The organism is Bacillus sp. FDAARGOS_1420 (assembly GCF_019344915.1).
In the GTDB taxonomy this organism is placed as follows: domain Bacteria; phylum Bacillota; class Bacilli; order Bacillales; family Bacillaceae_G; genus Bacillus_A; species Bacillus_A mycoides.
The window spans coordinates 237,796-255,333 of sequence record NZ_JAHWJB010000002.1; the positions used below are offsets into that span (position 1 = coordinate 237,796).

15 protein-coding genes and 3 pseudogenes are annotated in these 17,538 nt (G+C 35.6%); 13 read left to right on the top strand and 5 right to left on the bottom strand.

The window, feature by feature from the left end:
* Window positions 1-14: 14 nt before the first annotated feature.
* The 3 genes from hemY to I6L50_RS11445 all read left to right on the top strand — a co-directional run bounded on the left by hemY (window position 15) and on the right by I6L50_RS11445 (window position 4,432).
* On the top strand, window positions 15-1,436 hold the full coding sequence (gene hemY / locus I6L50_RS11435) for a protoporphyrinogen oxidase (RefSeq protein WP_219301541.1): 1,422 nt from the start codon (window positions 15-17) through the stop codon (window positions 1,434-1,436).
* A gap of 217 nt (window positions 1,437-1,653) precedes the next feature.
* Entirely contained in the window at window positions 1,654-4,020 is a 2,367-nt protein-coding gene (locus I6L50_RS11440; protein WP_219301543.1) for a DUF6359 domain-containing protein, read from the top strand.
* A gap of 112 nt (window positions 4,021-4,132) precedes the next feature.
* Window positions 4,133-4,432, top strand: a complete 300-nt coding sequence (locus tag I6L50_RS11445; RefSeq protein ID WP_219301545.1) for a hypothetical protein — start codon at window positions 4,133-4,135, stop codon at window positions 4,430-4,432.
* Between the two features lie 48 nt (window positions 4,433-4,480).
* Here the strand turns inward: I6L50_RS11445 and I6L50_RS11450 are convergent, their stop codons facing one another.
* Window positions 4,481-5,323 carry a hypothetical protein gene (locus I6L50_RS11450; protein ID WP_219301546.1) on the bottom strand — a complete coding sequence of 281 codons (843 nt, stop codon included), beginning with the start codon at window positions 5,321-5,323 and terminating at the stop codon, window positions 4,481-4,483.
* A 433-nt stretch (window positions 5,324-5,756) separates the two neighbouring features.
* Between I6L50_RS11450 and I6L50_RS11455 the strand changes: the two genes are divergently transcribed.
* The 5 genes and pseudogenes from I6L50_RS11455 to I6L50_RS11470 form a co-directional block, all read left to right on the top strand.
* The gene (locus I6L50_RS11455) at window positions 5,757-6,329 is read left to right on the top strand and encodes a TetR/AcrR family transcriptional regulator (protein WP_061688996.1); all 573 of its coding nucleotides are present in this window, start codon (window positions 5,757-5,759) and stop codon (window positions 6,327-6,329) included.
* 206 nt (window positions 6,330-6,535) lie between these two features.
* Window positions 6,536-6,760: pseudogene (locus I6L50_RS11460) on the top strand (YhgE/Pip domain-containing protein); the annotation flags it as partial.
* Between the two features lie 513 nt (window positions 6,761-7,273).
* A complete protein-coding gene (locus I6L50_RS34805; protein ID WP_257475345.1) occupies window positions 7,274-7,402 on the top strand; it encodes a hypothetical protein in 129 nt (42 codons plus the stop codon).
* A pseudogene (locus I6L50_RS11465) lies at window positions 7,402-8,532 on the top strand (RNA-guided endonuclease InsQ/TnpB family protein). Before I6L50_RS34805 ends, I6L50_RS11465 begins: the two are co-directional and overlap by 1 nt.
* A gap of 143 nt (window positions 8,533-8,675) precedes the next feature.
* Window positions 8,676-11,186 (top strand): annotated as a pseudogene (locus tag I6L50_RS11470) (YhgE/Pip family protein); the annotation flags it as partial.
* A gap of 83 nt (window positions 11,187-11,269) precedes the next feature.
* Here the strand turns inward: I6L50_RS11470 and I6L50_RS11475 are convergent.
* Window positions 11,270-11,989, bottom strand: a complete 720-nt coding sequence (locus tag I6L50_RS11475; RefSeq protein ID WP_257475384.1) for a hypothetical protein — start codon at window positions 11,987-11,989, stop codon at window positions 11,270-11,272.
* Between the two features lie 343 nt (window positions 11,990-12,332).
* Here I6L50_RS11475 and I6L50_RS11480 point away from each other — a divergent pair, with 343 nt between their 5' ends.
* Genes I6L50_RS11480 through yknW form a run of 3 tightly spaced genes read left to right on the top strand, consistent with a single transcriptional unit; the run spans window position 12,333 to window position 13,586 of the window.
* A complete protein-coding gene (locus I6L50_RS11480; protein ID WP_088038801.1) occupies window positions 12,333-12,545 on the top strand; it encodes a hypothetical protein in 213 nt (70 codons plus the stop codon).
* Window positions 12,546-12,581: 36 nt separating this feature from the next.
* On the top strand, window positions 12,582-12,884 hold the full coding sequence (locus tag I6L50_RS11485) for a DUF2087 domain-containing protein (RefSeq protein WP_219301550.1): 303 nt from the start codon (window positions 12,582-12,584) through the stop codon (window positions 12,882-12,884).
* Window positions 12,885-12,908: 24 nt separating this feature from the next.
* Window positions 12,909-13,586 carry a YknW family membrane protein gene (gene yknW / locus I6L50_RS11490; protein WP_219301552.1) on the top strand — a complete coding sequence of 226 codons (678 nt, stop codon included), beginning with the start codon at window positions 12,909-12,911 and terminating at the stop codon, window positions 13,584-13,586.
* Between the two features lie 77 nt (window positions 13,587-13,663).
* On the opposite strand, the gene I6L50_RS11495 is transcribed toward yknW, so the two are convergent.
* Both I6L50_RS11495 and I6L50_RS11500 read right to left on the bottom strand, forming a co-directional pair.
* Window positions 13,664-14,185 carry a DinB family protein gene (locus I6L50_RS11495; RefSeq protein ID WP_219301554.1) on the bottom strand — a complete coding sequence of 174 codons (522 nt, stop codon included), beginning with the start codon at window positions 14,183-14,185 and terminating at the stop codon, window positions 13,664-13,666.
* A gap of 91 nt (window positions 14,186-14,276) precedes the next feature.
* Complete coding sequence (locus I6L50_RS11500) at window positions 14,277-15,218, bottom strand: helix-turn-helix transcriptional regulator (protein WP_219301556.1); 942 nt, start codon at window positions 15,216-15,218, stop codon at window positions 14,277-14,279.
* 194 nt (window positions 15,219-15,412) lie between these two features.
* Here I6L50_RS11500 and I6L50_RS11505 point away from each other — a divergent pair, with 194 nt between their 5' ends.
* Window positions 15,413-16,426, top strand: coding sequence for a LacI family DNA-binding transcriptional regulator (locus I6L50_RS11505; protein WP_098167236.1), 1,014 nt, complete (start codon window positions 15,413-15,415; stop codon window positions 16,424-16,426).
* A gap of 39 nt (window positions 16,427-16,465) precedes the next feature.
* Here the strand turns inward: I6L50_RS11505 and yhfH are convergent, their stop codons facing one another.
* Complete coding sequence (yhfH, locus tag I6L50_RS11510; RefSeq protein WP_000567010.1) at window positions 16,466-16,594, bottom strand: protein YhfH; 129 nt, start codon at window positions 16,592-16,594, stop codon at window positions 16,466-16,468.
* Window positions 16,595-16,797: 203 nt separating this feature from the next.
* Between yhfH and I6L50_RS11515 the strand changes: the two genes are divergently transcribed.
* Window positions 16,798-17,532 (top strand): MBL fold metallo-hydrolase, encoded by a 735-nt coding sequence (locus I6L50_RS11515; protein ID WP_219301558.1) that lies wholly within the window; start codon window positions 16,798-16,800, stop codon window positions 17,530-17,532.
* The last annotated feature ends 6 nt before the right edge of the window (window positions 17,533-17,538 follow it).

Consider the following 17,538-nt stretch of genomic DNA (forward strand, 5'->3'; position numbering starts at 1 on the left):
AAGGGGGAGCTTACTTGAGGAAAAAAGTTGTGATCATCGGCGGTGGCATCACAGGATTGACAACAATGTATAACTTACAAAAAGAAATTCGTGAAAAAAACTTGCCGATAGATGCATTGCTTATAGAAGCGTCTGGTAAACTTGGCGGGAAAATTCAAACCGTTCAAAAAGATGGATTTACAATTGAGCGTGGCCCTGATTCTTTCTTAGCAAGAAAAAAGAGCGCAGCTAAGTTAGTGAAAGAATTAGGACTTGATGCTGAACTTGTAAATAATAAGGCCGGTCAATCGTTCGTTCTCGTAAACAATCGGTTACATAAAATGCCGAGCGGTTCAATGATGGGAATTCCAACGCAAATTACGCCGTTTCTATTTTCCGGATTGTTCTCCCCAATTGGTAAACTAAGAGCTGGTTTTGACTTATTAATGCCTAGATCAAAACCAGTTTCTGATCAATCACTCGGGCAGTTTTTCAGGCATCGCCTTGGAAATGAAGTCGTTGAAAATTTAATTGAGCCATTATTATCTGGTATTTATGCAGGGGATATTGATGAAATGAGTTTAATGTCAACATTCCCTCAAATTTATCAAATTGAACAGGAGCACCGTAGTATTTCACTCGGTATGCGTACGCTCGCTCCAAAGCAAGAGAAGGCTGAATTGAAAAAAGGAATCTTTAAAACTGTGAAAACCGGTTTAGAATCTATAGTAGAATCTCTTGAAGCGAAGATTCCTAATGATATGGTAATGAAGGGAACTCGTATCGAAAAGGTTGCAAAACTTGGTGATAGTTATACGATTACGCTTAGTAACGGAAAAGAAATGGAAGCAGACGCGATTGTAGTTGCGACGCCGCATAAAGTATTGCCATCTATGTTTGCGCAGTATAAGCAGTTTCGTTTCTTCCGTAACATTCCGTCTACATCAGTTGCAAACGTGGCACTTGCTTTCCCAAAGTCTGCAATTCAGCGTGATATTGAAGGTACCGGATTTGTCGTATCAAGAAATAGTGATTACACGATTACAGCGTGTACGTGGACACATAAAAAATGGCCACATACAACGCCAGAAGGAAAAACGCTTCTTCGCTGTTACGTCGGACGCCCAGGTGATGAAGCGATTGTTGAACAAACTGACGAAGAAATTGTGCAGCTCGTACTCGAAGACTTACAAAAGACAATGGATATTACAGAGGATCCAGAGTTTACAATTGTAAGCCGCTGGAAAGAAGCGATGCCTCAATATACAGTAGGCCATAAAGAGCGAATGAAAAAGCTCACAACATTTATGGAGGAAGAATTGCCAGGTGTGTATTTGGCAGGTAGTTCTTACGCTGGTTCTGGTCTTCCGGCTTGTATTGAGCAAGGTGAGAGAGCTGCAAAGTGTGTGCTAACTCATTTAGAGAAAGTAATGGAGACTGAATTAGTCGCACATTAAAATATTTCAAACAAAACGCCTTCAATTATATTGAAGGCGTTTTGTTTATTGGATAAAATACCTTTAGTCAATAAAGCTATATAAGTTATTTTGTATTATAGTTTGAAAACTTGTAAATTAAATAAATTTTGTGTAAAACTTGTCGAAATATAGTTCTATATAACGAATCATTTGATATGATAGAAATGCTGAGAAAATATGAATTAGGGAGAGGAAAATGGCTGTGAAGAAATTGTTAAGTATCTTTTTATCATTATTGCTATTGCTTTCATTTACTGGAACTTTAGCGCAGGCGGAAGAAACTACTTCTATGTCAGTAGAGAAAGCAATTCAAGTATTTAAGCAGCAAGGGAAAACGAAGGGGATAGTGGAAGGATATATCGTTGGGTATACGCAAAGTCCTTCTAAATACACGAAAGATCCGGCTAAGTTTGACGACACAAACGTGGCAATTGCCGATTCGCCAAACGAAACGAATCCAGACAAAATCATGCCTGTTCAATTGCCAAAAGGCGATGTGAGATCGGCAGTAAATGTGAAAGACCATCCTGAAAATATCGGGAAGAAAGTTAGGTTGACAGGGACGCTTGAGTTATATTTCGGTAGCCCAGGTTTAAAATCAGTAACAGCTCATAAGTTTCAAGGAGAAGAACAAAACCGCGTTAGCGATGTAGTGGCATCACCAAATGGTGGGGAAGTTGCAAAAGGAACAGCGGTAACATTAACAACGAATACAGAAGGAGCAACAATCTACTATACGTTGGATGGCTCTAATCCTACAAATAAAAGTGTTCGTTATAACGGACAAATTGTAGTGAATGAAAATAGTGTAGTGAAAGCAATCGCAGAAAAAGAAGGGCTTACTTCTTCAGCAGTTTCAACATTTTCATTTATTATCGTAACAAATGAACCAGTTCGTATTCATGATATTCAAGGGAAATCACATATTTCTCCTTACAATGGGAAGAAAGTAAACAATGTGGAAGGCGTTGTCACAGCGCTTGATAAAAATGGTTTTTATATAGAAGATAATCAGCCGGATAATGATCCAGCTACTTCTGAAGGTATTTACGTATACAAAAAAGATACGAATGTAGCAATAGGAGATCTTGTCCAAGTTGATGGAGAAGTAGAAGAATATGTTGGGCCTGGATATGCAGAGCGATTTGAAACAGACTTAACGACGACGGAAATTAAGGCGAGTCGCGTTGCAGTAATCGCAAAAGATCAACCTTTACCAGCGCCGATTGTATTAGGAGAAAACGGTGTAAAAATCCCTGATCAAATTATCGATAATGATGCATTCGGTCTATTTGATCCAAATGAAGATGCAATCGACTTTTATGAAAGTGTAGAAGGCATGCGCGTTACGATGCCAACGCCAAAAATTATCGCTCCGCAGAAAAACGGTAATTTATATGTAACAGTAAAAAATGGCGGAGATAAAGTAGTAACGAAGTATGGTACACCTTTATTAGATAAAGAGCAATTAAATCCAGAGCGCCTTTCTGTAAAAGTACCTCGTGATTATGTCGCGAAAGTAGGCGATACGTTCACTGGAGATATAACAGGCGTAGTAGGATATGACTACGGTTCGTTCCGTATTTCGCCAGTAACGGAATTACCATCTGTAGTGGACGGCGGATTTAAGCAAGTAGGGGCAAATATTCAGCCGCGTCTTGATAAGTTAACAGTTGCTACATATAACATTGAAAACTTCTCAGCGAACAAAAAAGAAACAACAGATGAAAAAGTAAAAGCGTTAGCTTATTCTATTAAATATAATTTAAAAATGCCTGATATTATCGGCGTCCAAGAGATGCAAGATAATAATGGATCAATCAATGACGGTACGACTGATGCATCTTTAAGCGCAAAACGTATCATTGATGCTGTATTAGAAATTCGTGGACCGAAGTATGAGTATGTAGAAATTGCGCCGAACAACAATCAAGACGGCGGGGCACCTGGAGCGAATATTCGCGTCGGTTTCTTCTATAACCCATCTCGTGTGAAATTAGCGACAGTACCGAAGTTACTAGATAAAAATGTAGTTCGTATTGGAGACGAAAATCCTTTATTTGAAAGTACACGTAAACCGTTAGCGGCAGAATTTACGTTCCAAGGACAAAACGTTGTTGTTGTTGCAAATCACTTAAACTCAAAACTAGGAGATGCAACGCCATTTGGAAAAGTGCAGCCGCTCGTATTAAAGAGTGAAGAAAAACGAGTTCAATTAGCACAAGAAGTGAATCATTTCGTACAAGGTATTCAGAAAAAGAATACAAATGCACCAGTTGTTGTATTAGGTGATATGAATGACTTTGAATTCTCTAAACCTTTAGAAGCACTAGAGGGAACGATATTAAAAGATATGTTAAACACAGTGCCGAAAGAGAACCGCTACACGTACATTCATGAAGGTAATGCACAAGTGCTAGATCATATTTTAGTAACAAACAACATCGCACCGCACACAATTGTAGACCCTGTACACTTAAACTCAAACATTATGAAAGAACATGGACGTGTAAGTGACCACGATCCAGTACTTGTTCAAATTGATTTGAAGAAGGCTTCTTAAATAGTCGAGAAAGAACGCTTAGAAATATACTAAGCGTTCTTTTACATTATTAGGAATTCTCATGATAAAATAGATTGAATATTCATTCTTTAATACGAGGAGGTGTAGACATATGGTAGCCCGAATAAACGGGAAATTAATGAATCAGCTTGCAATTTTTTTTAGTACGATCGTCATGCTCCAATTTGTAGCTGATGTAACAGGGCTTACACAGAATCTAGATAGTATGTATTACTTAATAAATACCGCAACTTCCTATATAACGTTTAGTTTGGCGATTATTTTTACTTTAATCGGTGCAAGAAGAGAATTAAGTAAATATGCAATTATTGCATTATGTTTAGTGGTAGCTATTAAAGCAATTTATTTTGCGGCTGTTGTTATTTTGTGGGGATTGGCTGGTACGCCGTAAATGAATAAAAAAACCTAATTTCTAAGATAACGTGAGGAAATTAGGTTTTTACAATGGCTGAAAAGCTTTTCTACATCGATCTCGTTTTTGAAGTCTTCTCATATATCTTTTTTTGTCCCGTTGTAATCCTTTTATGTACATAAATAAGCTGACAAGGAAGAAAAATGTACATTGTAAAATGTATGGTGACATCCCGTGTAATGGCTGTTTTGGATCATATAAGTGAATAGGTGCTCCGCCTATTGTAGGGAATATTGTATTTAGCAGGACGAAGGGAATGGAAGTAACTGCCAATGGGAATAGAAGTGCCATGTAATCCTTTTGTGACCATGTGGACGCTGCTAAACCTAAGAGGGCCATTAAACCAGCGAATAAAAAATTAATCCCAATATATAGATAAACATAAGTGATGGGAGAAGAGAAATATAACTCTGCGAACATTCCGTTGCCATTTATCATGCTAGTACCGACAGTTGGATCTCCATTTGGAATTGTTAATTTGCAAAGTAATAAAGAAAGAATGAACGGTAAAGTATAAAGAAATCCACCGCAGAAAAATGTAACGATATACTTTGTAAAGGAATACGAGAATAGGGAAATTTCCTTACTTATAAAAGTTTTGAAACCATCGGATTTATCGGAATTATAACTCGTACTAAATGGTAAACTTGCAATAACAGGCATTAATAATAAATAAATATCCATTTCATTATTACGAAACCCGATCCATTTAAATGCAGTTGCTATAGCCCCATTCGTTGCGTCTCCTAAATAACGAATTACATAATAATAATGATAAATAGAAATAAGAGCTAATCCACTAAACATAATAATTAAAGAAACACGATTACAAAAAGCTTGCCTTATATTTAAACGAAGCGCACGCATCATGACTGAAAAAGCCTCCACTATTTTTATAAATCTGTCTACTTTCTATATTACTATTAAATGTAAGGATTTTCTTGTTTTTTTATTTGTTTATTAGAAAAAGAGGAATTTTGTTGTTGTTAGGTAAGGTTTAACTGTAGAAGAAAATTGTCAGAGTGAAAGGAAAAGGAAGGACATATTGAATTCTAGTTTAGACAAAATTAAGCTTTCTAAACTGAAATAAGAAAAAGTTATTCATAAAAATTATATCTGAAGAACATCTTTTCCTTTCTCCTTTTTTTCTGATACACTATGACAGTATTATATAGATTGACTGGAATTTTTTTATACTGGGAATAATAAAAAAGAGAACTTGTATAGAATGTAAGCGTGTGGTAATATCAAAGATGTACTGATTGACTATATTATCCAATTGGTCATTTTTGGAGGTGACGATGTGGCGATAGATCGAAAACGTTCTATTATTGAAGCTGCAACAAAGTCTTTTTCAGCGTTCGGTTATAAAGCAACAACGATGGATCAAGTTGCGAAGTTAGCGAATGTAGGAAAAGGAACAATTTATACTTTTTTCAAAAATAAAGAAGAACTATTTGGTGAAATTATTTCTAATTTAATTACAGAGATGAAGCAAGTTGCAGAAAATGCAATTCGTTCAGATATTTCATTTTTTGAAAATGTACATAGAGCATTATATAGCATATTAGAATTCAGAAAAGAACATCAGCTCATGATTAAGTTAATTCAAGAAGAGCGTGATATGGGAACGAAAGAAGTACAAGAAGTGATGCAACAAGTAGATGTGGAAATCGTTTCTGTCATTCAATCGTATTTAAAGATTGCGATTGAAAAAGGTGAAATTAGCAAATGTGATCCAGAAATTACAGCATTTATTATGCTTCGCTTATACGTATCGCTTATTTTTGATTGGGAAAAAAATCATGAACCGTTAGAAAAAGAAAAAATATCGGAATTATTCGAACTTTATTTACTAAAAGGATTGTCAAATTAAGATAATCCTTTTAATATTATAAAAATTGACCAATTGAACAAATTGGTCAATCGTATAAGGAGGATGGTTAAATATAATCATGTAGATGAAAATGTGCATAGTATAAATTCGGGGATAAGGCATATGTATGAACAGATATAGCCTTTTTATTTGGGTAAAAATGACTAAAAATACATTTTGGTCATTTTTGAAAAGGGGGATAAATTATGAAATGGCATAAGTTGCTTAGTAAAGAATTTGCAGAGATTATAAAAAGTAAAAAAATATTAATCCCAATCATTGCGGTTTTATTTGTACCGATTTTATATGCAGGTATGTTTTTATGGGCCTTTTGGGATCCGTATAAACAGTTAGATGATTTGCCAGTAGCGGTAGTCAATTTAGATAAAGGTGCAGTATTTGATGGGAAACCAATTGAGGTCGGAAAAGGGTAATTAACTGTTACGATTTATTTAACCAATTAAAACTAAAGTTAATTAAATATATCAGTAAGCCCTGCTAGTCAAGTGATTGGCTAGTAGTGAGGGTTAACTGCGGGCAATCCCTAAAGCTGATTGAACTACAACGTGGCTAGAAATGGCGAGCGTGAATGTCGCGAAAGCAGAAAAAATCAATCAGATGGTGCAAGGTTAAATCCTAAACACTAGAACAATGGGTCTTCCGCCTCGAATCATCTAAGTCAAAATGGATAAGATGAACGTTCAACGACTATCTCGTATAACTGACGAGAGTACATCACAAGCCTATGGTGGTGGAAAAATCCTCTATCTCTAAGTAGATAAACATATAGTCTGCGCTCATGTGAAAACATGAGAAGTTCATAAGAGAACTGGCTAAGGAATTGCGCCCTTAGTTGAACAAGATAAATTTTATTGAATCTATCAAACTTTATTGAATTTATCGAACGTACGTGCTATGTTTGGTTCAATGAGGTGAGAATAATAATGAAATTTTCACGAGTTAGTCAAGTATCGGAATTAACAGGTTTGTATCCTGGTAGTCTTAGGAGAATGCTGGTGGAACACGCTACTATTCAGAAGAACAAATCTTTCATTAAAGAAGTTAAATTCTGATGATATTAGCGAAGAAAGTCAGACTGATTCCAACGCCTGAACAAGAAAAAGTGCTTAGAAACCATGCTGGAGCTGCAAGATTTGCTTATAACTATTGTAAAAGAATGAGTGATAGATACTATAAGCTATTTGGAAAATCTGTTTCACAGTTAGCTTTACAGAAACGATTTACAAAGATCAAGAAGCGAAAGTAATATGAGTGGTTAAAAAATATCAACGCACAAGTTCCCAAACAGGCTTCAAAAGATTTTGACAAAGCGCGAAAAAATTCGTTCGAAAAGTACCAAAATGGTTATCACACTTCTTATAAATCCAAAAAAGATTTAATCCAAGGATTTTATGCCAATTATGAAAGACTGATTATAGGAAAGAAAGTAGTTCATATTCAGTCTATTGGAGAAGTGAAAACAAGCCAACAACTACCAAGAAACAAAAAGCCATCCAATCCAAGAGTTACCTTTGACGGTCGTCACTGGTGGATTAGTGTAGGGTTCCAAGAAGACTTTGAATTACAAGAGCTAACGAATGAGTCGATTGGTGTGGATGTTGGTTTAAAAGAGCTGTTTGTGGCTTCTAATGGTATGAAAGAACGAAATATAAATAAAGATGCTAAGGTTAAAAAACTTTTGAAAAGGAAAAAGTCAGCGCAAAGAGATATGTCTAGGAGATTTAAAAAAGGTGTAAAAATTCAATCTGCCGGATATGAAAAAGCGAAAGCGGAGCACCTGCGGTTATCTAGGAAAATTATGAATATCCGAAATAACCATATCCATCAAGCAACAGCTAAGTTGGTGAAAACCAAACCAATGAGGATTGTTGTGGAAGACTTATCTATCTCAAACCTGTTAAAAAACAAAAAACTATCGAAAGCATTTTCATTTCAAAAATTAAACTTCTTCTTTCAATGTTTGTCATACAAGTGTGAGAAATATGGCATCGAGTATGTAAAAGCTGATAAATGGTTCGCCTCAAGCAAGATTTGCTCATGTTGCGGAGTTAAATACGACCATTTAGTTCAACTAGAAGGACAGTGGAGTTTAAAAATACGTGAGTGGCGTTGTGCTTCATGCAATAGCCACCACGATAGAGATTTAAATGCTGCGATAAATTTATCAAGATGGGTAAAATAAATGCTTGATAATAGGAGGTAACGATACTGCCTCGTGTGGAGTGTTATACCCCTCGTCCCTTTGGGGTTGCGAGAACACTTTGAAGCACTAACTTGTGTAAATTTGATTGAATTGTATAGATTTAGTTAAGTTTATCGTATCGGCTCGTTGATAACTTAAAAGATAATACAAGTTTCAAATGGGAATTTGTAAGTGAAAAAGAAGCGAAAAAAGGAATGGAAGGTAGAAAGTATTACATGTTAGTACGCATTCCAGATGACTTCTCAAGTAATGCTACAACGTTATTAAAAGATGATCCCAAACCATTAAACTTAGAATACATTCCAAACGAAAGCTTGAACTTCTTATCTTCACAAATTGGCGGAACAGCCATTGAAAAAATTAAAGGTGAAGTATCAAGTACGTTAACGAAAACATATGCAGAGAAAATGTTTGATTCCATTAAAGACGTCTCAAAAGGATTAGCAGATGGAGCGGACGGAGCGAATAAGTTACATGATGGAGCTAGTGAGTTGCATGATGGATCAAGTAAAGTGACGGATGGACTCCATACACTTCAAGGGAAATCTGGAGAGATGAAAGATGGAGTTGGGAAATTAGCAGATGGATCTAATAAATTACAAGATGGATCCGAGAAAGTGACAGCAGGTTTAAATACATTAAATAGCAAAACGGGTATAGGAAAATTACAAGATGGATCAGGAAAAGTAACAGACGGTTTAAATGCGCTAAATGGCAAAACAGGTGAAATGCAGACAGGTATAGGAAAATTAGTAGACGGATCAGGAAAAGTAACGAACGGTTTAAATACGTTAAATAGCAAAACGGGTGAATTGCGTGATGGATCTGAGAAAGTGACTGGTGGCTTGAACAAACTAGTAAGTAAATCTGGTGAATTACAAACAGGAACAACTGACCTATCAAATGGTATGGGAAAACTTGCTGAAAGGCAAAGTCAATTAGAGGAAGGTTCTCAAGAAATTCAAAAGGGATTGCAAGAGTTAAATAGTAACGTACAAAAGTCTGCCGCAGGCTTAGAGGAAATGCAGTCGAAAGTTCCTTCTATATTAAATACAGTAAATGAGAAAATAGATGGAGCTGGGGCGAATGTAAATCAGTTAAATGAACTTACACAATCAACAGCAGGAGATGCCAAAAATGCAGCGCAAGAGGTAGCGAATTTACAAAAGCAAATTGAAAGTTTACCAAAAGAATATCAAGAGCAGTTACAACCATTCATAACAAGTGCTGTAAAAAGTACAGCGACAGTTCAGCAAAAAGCTGCCGGAGTAGCAGGTGGAACAAATAAATTAAATGAAGAAGTAAAACAATTAACAGGCGAAATACATCAAACAACAAATGGATTGCAAAACAAATTACCAAATCCAGCAGGGGTGAAAACTCTGGCAGTTGGTGTTGAGAAACTAACTTACGCACAAAATGAATTTGTTAGTAAGTTTCATGGGTTTGGTGAGGGATTAGATAAAGTAAAAATAGGTGCTGATAAATTAAAAGATGGATCGGTTCAATTAATTGATGGAGTAACGCAATTACAAAGCGGATCCGGAAAAGTGACAGCTGGATTAGGTCAATTATCTGCAGGAGCAAATCAATTAGCAGATGGCTCAAACCAAGTAACAGGCGGTTTAGGTACGTTATCTGTAAGAGCAAACCAAATGGCAGGTGGAATAAATCAATTAGCGGACGGTTCAAGTCAAGTAACAGGTGGTTTAGGCACATTATCAGTAGGAGTAACTAAATTAGCAGATGGCTCAAGTCAAGTAACAACTGGCTTAGGTACTCTAAATGGTGGCCTAAATAAAATGTCCACTGGCTCAACCCAGCTAATCGACGGAGTAAATAAACTAGCAGATGGATCAGGGAAAGTAACAGATGGCCTCGTAAAAGTAAATGATGGTTCAGGTGAACTTGCTGAGAAACTTGGCGAAGGGGCAGAGAAAACTGGTGAAGTGAAAGGAACGGATAAAACGTATGATATGTTTGCAAGCCCTGTAAAAGTGAAGACGGAGAAAATGGCGGAAGTTCCAAACTACGGAACAGGATTCACACCGTATTTCTTATCACTCGGTTTATTCGTTGGGGCATTACTATTATCTATCGTATACCCATTACGCGATACAGTCGGCGTTCCGAAATCAGGATTCAGCTGGTTTATTAGTAAGTTTGGTGTTTTACTATCAGTCGGTATTATTCAAGCAATAGTAGCAGATGTCATATTACTATTCTGGTTAGGTGTAGAAGTACAAAGTATTCCATATTTTATACTCTTTAGTATTGTTACGAGCTTAGCGTTTATTTCATTAATTCAATGTTTAGTAACAGCATTCGGTGATGCAGGGCGTTTCATCGCAATCATCACATTAATTATTCAGCTTACAACAAGTGCTGGAACATTCCCGCTAGAGTTGATCCCAAAGTATTTACAACCATTCAATGCTTGGTTACCGATGACATATTCTGTATCAGGATTGAAAGCAGTCGTATCAAGCGGAGACTTTAACTTCATGTGGCAAAATATAGGGATATTAATGATCTTTATCGTTTTATTATCACTTGGAACAATTGCTTCATTAACTTGGATGCACAAACGACAGTTTAAAAATATTGCTGAGAATCAATCGATTGAAGCGTAGAAAAAAAGCACCTTTTCGGTGCTTTTTTATTTTAACTTATCGTTTGTATAGGTCAGTCTACTATGTTAGTGTTTCTTTTTATTTTAGTTCTTTAATTCCATTTTTATTCTTTTTAATGCTAATTCAGCTGCCAATTTCCCGTTATGTTGTCCATGTTCTTTAACCCAATTTAGTTTTTCGCTAGCTGGTACGTATCTATGGAAACCTAGAATTTCAGCCGCTCTCTCTTGTACCCACATATCCGGGTCGTCCAAGAGGGGAAGTATTTCATGCAATTGCGCGTAAGGAGTTAAAGCCATAATTAAAAATAAATAGTGAGCTCTTTTTTCTTCAGTTAATTCAGGTTGTTTAAGAAGGTTTTTCAATTCTTTAATGGTGTGTACATCTTGCTGTATTTGCAATTCATCCGTATTTTCTTTGGAACAAGGATAATATTTTGGAAGTTCATACCAATCGACTTCAGGACTTTCTAATAGAGTGTTTATTAACGTTTGTACATTAGGATATACTGGGGACAAATCCATTTCTTCATGGTCTATAAAACAAACTCTGCCTGATAGCGGCCCTAACATGTAAACACCTACATAATTGGAGTTATCATCTGTCCATAATGGGAAAACTTCTGAAATAGTAACATCTTCATGTAGGTATAAATACACTTCCATGGCTTCTTCAAAGGATAATAAGCGTATTAAAAAGTCATTCTTGTGCTGCAAATAGATTGGATTTTTGAAAGCATTCATCATTTCTTGAGGTAATGATATGTTAAAAAAAGTTGCAATTTGATTAAATAAATTGTCCATTATGTATTCTCCATTCATTATATTTAAAACTAACTCGAAATTTGAACCTCTTCATAAATGGAAATGAATGTTTCTTGGGATTTTTCCGTCATCAACAATTTCGTATTCTATTTACTTATACTCCTATAAATTTTTTACTATACATTTATAATACAAAAGTCCTTTGCAATAACACCAATGTTTTAGAAAATAGATTTTTTATTTTCTTCATTAATTCGGCTATTCTAGAGGCTCAAACAATTTGTCTTTGGAGCTATTGCTTTTAACTTCTGATTGCAGTCTAAACAAAAGAAAAGGAATTACAACAATTTACAGAGAAAACTAGAATAGAGGAGATGATACGATGAAAGGAAACCTTACTTACTATTTTATCTTATATCCGCTAATCTTCTTTCTTGTTTTCACCCTTTCACCTATCTTGTTTCATAAAGAAGAATATACAAGTATGAAAGATACATTTGGAATACTTACATTCTACTACGTGTTAATGATTGGGTATTACTTTATGGATGTTGTAAGTAAAAGAATGAAGAAAAATAGTAAGGACAAACAATAAAGTTTTATTACATAAAAACTGATGGAGGACAACAAAATGACCGAAAGCCAAATGAAATTTCGTGATACGACCATTCGCAATTTTTTCGATAAAGAGGATCGTTTAAAATCGATTCCAGGTCAAAAGAAGAAAAAACTAGTATTGTTAGAGTATTTAGTGAGCAAGTTAAACGCTGAAAATCAATATACAGAAAAAGAAATTAATACATTCATAAAACAATATCATGATGATTTTTGTACGATTAGACGAGAATTCATAGTGCATGGATTTATGGATCGTGAGGATAATATGTACCATATAAACGGGAGAGAAGTGTGGACGAAGTGGGAGGAGTTATAAGTGTAATAAGGAAGGGGAATTTTCTTGCAAGCTAGTAGTCTTATGCATGAAGAGATTTCGGGAAAACCATCGATTATTGGGATATTCACTTCACCAACACTACAATTCAAAAGGATGAAGAATCAAAGAAATATATTTTTCCCGTTAGCTCTTTTAATTGTGCTTATTATAATTTCAAGTGCCTTAATGTCTTGGAATTCTTTAAATAATCCTGCACTCAGTATGTTTCATGATAAAACGGGATTTACTGCTCCGAAATACATAACTTTCTTTACTACATTTGGATTTTCAGCAGTCAGTGGAATCGTAGCTATACTTTTTGCACCTATATTCTATAAGAACATTATGATTTTCTTTGGAGTTGATATTAACTATAAAGAAACATTCCCAATAATCATTTATGCTTCGTTTGTATTAAGATTAGGGATGATTTTAAACGGATTAATTGCATTTTCTCTAAGTGGGTATGAGATATCTTATACAGGTTTAGGTGCAATAGCGACAGATAATATGATCTTGCATACAATTGCTCAAAGAATAGATATATTTAATATTTGGTATTACGTTTTATTAGGAATAGGTTTAAAAACGATAACGAATTTAAATAAAGACAAACTTATCCCTCTTATTATTGTACTTTTCGTTTTCACTAGTTTATTAGCGAGCATGGCTGGGTTTATGCAGGAAATATCTAAAGCGTAAGGATAGGTGGGAAGTATAATTATAAGCTTGTATGAAAAAGGTGGTTTGGATATGGACAAACCACCTTTTATCATTCTTTACACTAAAACTTTTATCTCCAATCTTTCTTTCTGACGAAGATGATGTGCAAAATGCATAGAAATAAGCTGGAACCACTCTGTCGCATTTAAGTAACCAAGCCCAGGATGCTCTACTTTACAATCATTTGGAATAGAAGTAAGTGTTGGTTTAATGTCTTTAACAATTGTAATTAACTCCAGAAAATGTTCTTGTACTTCTTCTTTAGTAGTTCGATTTTCGGGTGTATATCCCGGATAATCTGGCACTTTTATTTGTATGTCAGGAAAAGCCCCCATTATATATACTTTTTCACCCATATCCGTTTTTTTGTTAGCTACAGATGGTGTTTCAGTTTTACATTTCTCGATTGCATCTAATTGCATATATGCAGCAGCTAGCAGATGGTTATACATTTGACCGAGCGACCATTCTTCTTCAGAAGGTTTTTTTCTAAATTGTTCAATCGTATATTTGTCTAATTCCTTCACATAATACGTTGCTAAACTTTCGAATTTCTCTAACATAACAGTACTGTTCATATTGTTATCCCCTTTTTAAGAAAATGTATTTGTTAATACCTACAATAAAGGAGGGATGCTGACAACATTATGTCAGTAGTAAAATGAAAAATTAAAGTTTTAACATTTTTTTTACTTCATCATATATTTTCTCAGAAAGAATTTTTGGCTCTAGTACTTGCACTTGGCTTCCCCAGCTTAATACCCATTGAAATACTTCGTCTATGCTTCTTGATTTCAAAAAGACGTGAAAATCATTATCTTTATGCTCGTATGAATCTATAAAAAAGTATCGTGATTCAATAATTTTATGTGCAATGTGGGCTGGGAATAATAAATGGATCGTAACAGTACGATTGTTTTCAGGTTGATAGTCTTGTAAAGAAAAGTCCTTCGGTTTTGTAAAAAATTCTTGTTCTTGCTGTAATGTATCCATACGGTCTAAGCGAAAATTACGTATTTGTTTTCGCAGTAAACAATGAGAAACGATGTACCAAATTCCAGAAATGTTGACTAAACCGTAAGGATGAACGGTACGTTTTGTTTTTGTAGCTTCTCTCGGTTTACGATACGAAAAAGAGATAGATTGCTCTCTTTGAATAGCTTCTTGTAACAAGAAAAGTTGGCTCTCTAGTTTTTCTTGCTCGGCTTGCTGGTTTGAAAATATAGGAGAAAGGAAACGGAAAGTTCCTCGCAATTCCTCAATTTTCTTTTGTTGATCAGTAGGGAGGACTATCTCAAGTTTCTCTTTTGCTGATTGCGCATGTACAGAAAAAGAAGAGGTGAAAGCTTTCTCAATATAATCACCGCCCAATAAAAGAGTAACGGCCTCTTCTGGCGTAAGCTGAATGGGTGGTAAGAAATAACCATCCATTAATGAATAGCCGTGACCAGGCATTGAAAAAATGGGAACACCGGATTCGCTGAGTGCGTCCATATCTCGATAAATAGTGCGTATACTTGTCTCGAATTTTTCAGCTAAGCTTTGTGCTGTGACAGTTTGTTTTCTTTGTAATTCAATTAATATAGCTAATAAACGATCCGTCCGATTCATGAAATATCATCCTTTATTTTATAAATATTCTTATTGTGAAATTCTAAAAGTAGTGTGTAATTCCCTGCCATTAACAGACTTTTCCCTATGTATAATATTAATATAGTAAAATCATAAGAACCTATATTGCAGTTTCCAATAATATACTATATAATCAGGATAAGAAAACGTTTTCATGCAAAGGGGGAAATTTCGTGTCGACTATCGAGGACGTGGCGAAATTAGCGGGGTTATCAAGGACAACGGTTTCTAGGGTGATCAATAATCATCCATATGTTTCAGATGAGAAGAAGAAAAGGGTTCAATTAGCAATGAAGCATTTAGGCTTCGTTCCTAATTCTGCGGCGAGAAGGCTTCGTAAACAAAAAACAGAAACAATTGCGGTGCTTGTTCCAAGGATTACAAATCCTTTTTTTAGTAGATTTATTGAAGCAATCGAGATTGCTGCTTCTGAACATAAATATAAACTGATTATTTGTCAAACAAGATATTTACCGGAAAAAGAGATGGAGTATTTACAATTATTATCTACGAAACAAGTAGATGGGATTATTCTATGTTCACTAGAAAATCCATGGGAGAATGTGGAGCCATACTTGCAACACGGTCCAATCGTGTTATGTAATGAATATATTGAGGAAGCAAATGTTCCAACAGTGAAGTTCGATCATGCACAGGGTGCATACATAGCTGCCAATCATGTATTAGAACAAGGATATCGTAATCTGATTTTTTGCCGTGGCAACGAAACGAAAGTAGTGAGCCAACAGCGAAAAATGGGCTTTTTACGCGCTATTACTGAAAAGAGTAGAGAAGTGGAAGCGATCGATTTTCTTGAAAACGCTTTCTCTTGGGATGATGGAAAACGAATATTCAATGAAGTATTAAAGGACAAAAAAAATCCTACCGCGATTTTGGCAGGAGGCGACGAGGTTGCAGCTGGAATTATCTCAGAGGCGAAACGCCATGGTTGGAGTATTCCAGAAGATCTCGCTGTGATCGGTTTTGATAATCAAATTTTAGCGCAGATTACAGAGCCAGGTATTACGACAATTGAACAACCAATCGACGAGATGGCCCGAAAAGTTGTCGACTTAATGATGGATAAAATCCATACGAAAAATTATCGACAAAAAGAATTATATGAGTTTGAACTGGAGCTCTTGGTGAAAGGTTCAACGATGAAGGATAAGATGTTATTAGCCTAGTAGACTATGTCTGCTAGGTTTTTTTATGTTTACAAACTACTATTCTTCGTGAACGCAATCGTCACATTTGTTATGGTATGCTTCGTGCTGCTCATCAATTTCCTTCCCGCAATGAGCACAAGTTTTCGTCGGTAAATTTCGGAAAAACTCCATTGGTTGATCGATCATGTCAATCCCTCCATTTCCATTTCTTACTATCATTGTATTAGTACAAAAAACAAAAGTCAACAACTGTTTTATAACAAAAGTGAAAATTAATGAAAAAGTTTAGGAAATGGATTATAGTTAACAATGTAGGATGTAAGTAAAAAACTTTCTCAAGTACGGAGAAAAACGGCATTCCTACGCGGTTTTAGAAAGGATGGATACATATGAAGATGACTGTTGTCGGCTTTTGGGGCGGCTTTCCAGAAGCGGGAGAAGCAACGTCGGGGTATTTGTTTGAACACGATGGTTTTCGTTTACTTGTCGACTGTGGTAGTGGTGTACTAGCACAGCTTCAAAAATATATAACACCATCTCATATAGATGCAGTTGTACTGTCGCACTATCATCACGATCATGTTGCAGACATTGGGGTGCTGCAATATGCAAGATTAATTACGAGTGTGACAAAAGGACAACTACCGGAGTTACCAATATACGGTCATACGTTTGATGAGAATGGATTCCATTCTTTAACGCATGAACCGCATACGAAAGGAATCGCGTACAATCCAGAAGAAACACTTCAAATTGGACCGTTCTCCATTTCATTCTTAAAAACTGTTCATCCTGTTACATGCTTTGCGATGCGTATTATAGCTGGCGATGATGTTGTTGTATACAGCGCTGATTCCAGTTATATTCCTGAATTTATTCCATTCACAAAAGATGCTGATCTTTTCATTTGTGAGTGTAATATGTATGCACATCAAGAGGCTGCAAAAGCAGGGCATATGAATAGTACAGAAGTAGCAAGTATTGCGAAAGATGCAAATGTAAAAGAACTTTTATTAACGCATTTACCGCATACAGGCAACCCATCTGATTTAGTAACAGAAGTAAAACAAATTTTCAGGGGCCATATTACGCTTGCGCATAGTGGCTACGTTTGGAATTCATGAGGTGAT

Bases quoted from the DNA above. Each gene is read 5' to 3' on its own strand.
- I6L50_RS11440 (WP_219301543.1), top strand. From the start codon at position 1,654: ATGGCTGTGAAGAAATTGTTAAGTATCTTTTTATCATTATTGCTATTG.
- I6L50_RS11445 (WP_219301545.1), top strand. From the start codon at position 4,133: ATGGTAGCCCGAATAAACGGGAAATTAATGAATCAGCTTGCAATTTTT.
- I6L50_RS11450 (WP_219301546.1), bottom strand. From the start codon at position 5,323: ATGATGCGTGCGCTTCGTTTAAATATAAGGCAAGCTTTTTGTAATCGT.
- I6L50_RS34805 (WP_257475345.1), top strand. From the start codon at position 7,274: ATGAAATTTTCACGAGTTAGTCAAGTATCGGAATTAACAGGTTTGTAT.
- I6L50_RS11475 (WP_257475384.1), bottom strand. From the start codon at position 11,989: ATGGACAATTTATTTAATCAAATTGCAACTTTTTTTAACATATCATTA.
- I6L50_RS11480 (WP_088038801.1), top strand. From the start codon at position 12,333: ATGAAAGGAAACCTTACTTACTATTTTATCTTATATCCGCTAATCTTC.
- I6L50_RS11485 (WP_219301550.1), top strand. From the start codon at position 12,582: ATGACCGAAAGCCAAATGAAATTTCGTGATACGACCATTCGCAATTTT.
- I6L50_RS11495 (WP_219301554.1), bottom strand. From the start codon at position 14,185: ATGAACAGTACTGTTATGTTAGAGAAATTCGAAAGTTTAGCAACGTAT.
- I6L50_RS11500 (WP_219301556.1), bottom strand. From the start codon at position 15,218: ATGAATCGGACGGATCGTTTATTAGCTATATTAATTGAATTACAAAGA.
- yhfH (WP_000567010.1), bottom strand. From the start codon at position 16,594: ATGATCGATCAACCAATGGAGTTTTTCCGAAATTTACCGACGAAAACT.
- I6L50_RS11515 (WP_219301558.1), top strand. From the start codon at position 16,798: ATGAAGATGACTGTTGTCGGCTTTTGGGGCGGCTTTCCAGAAGCGGGA.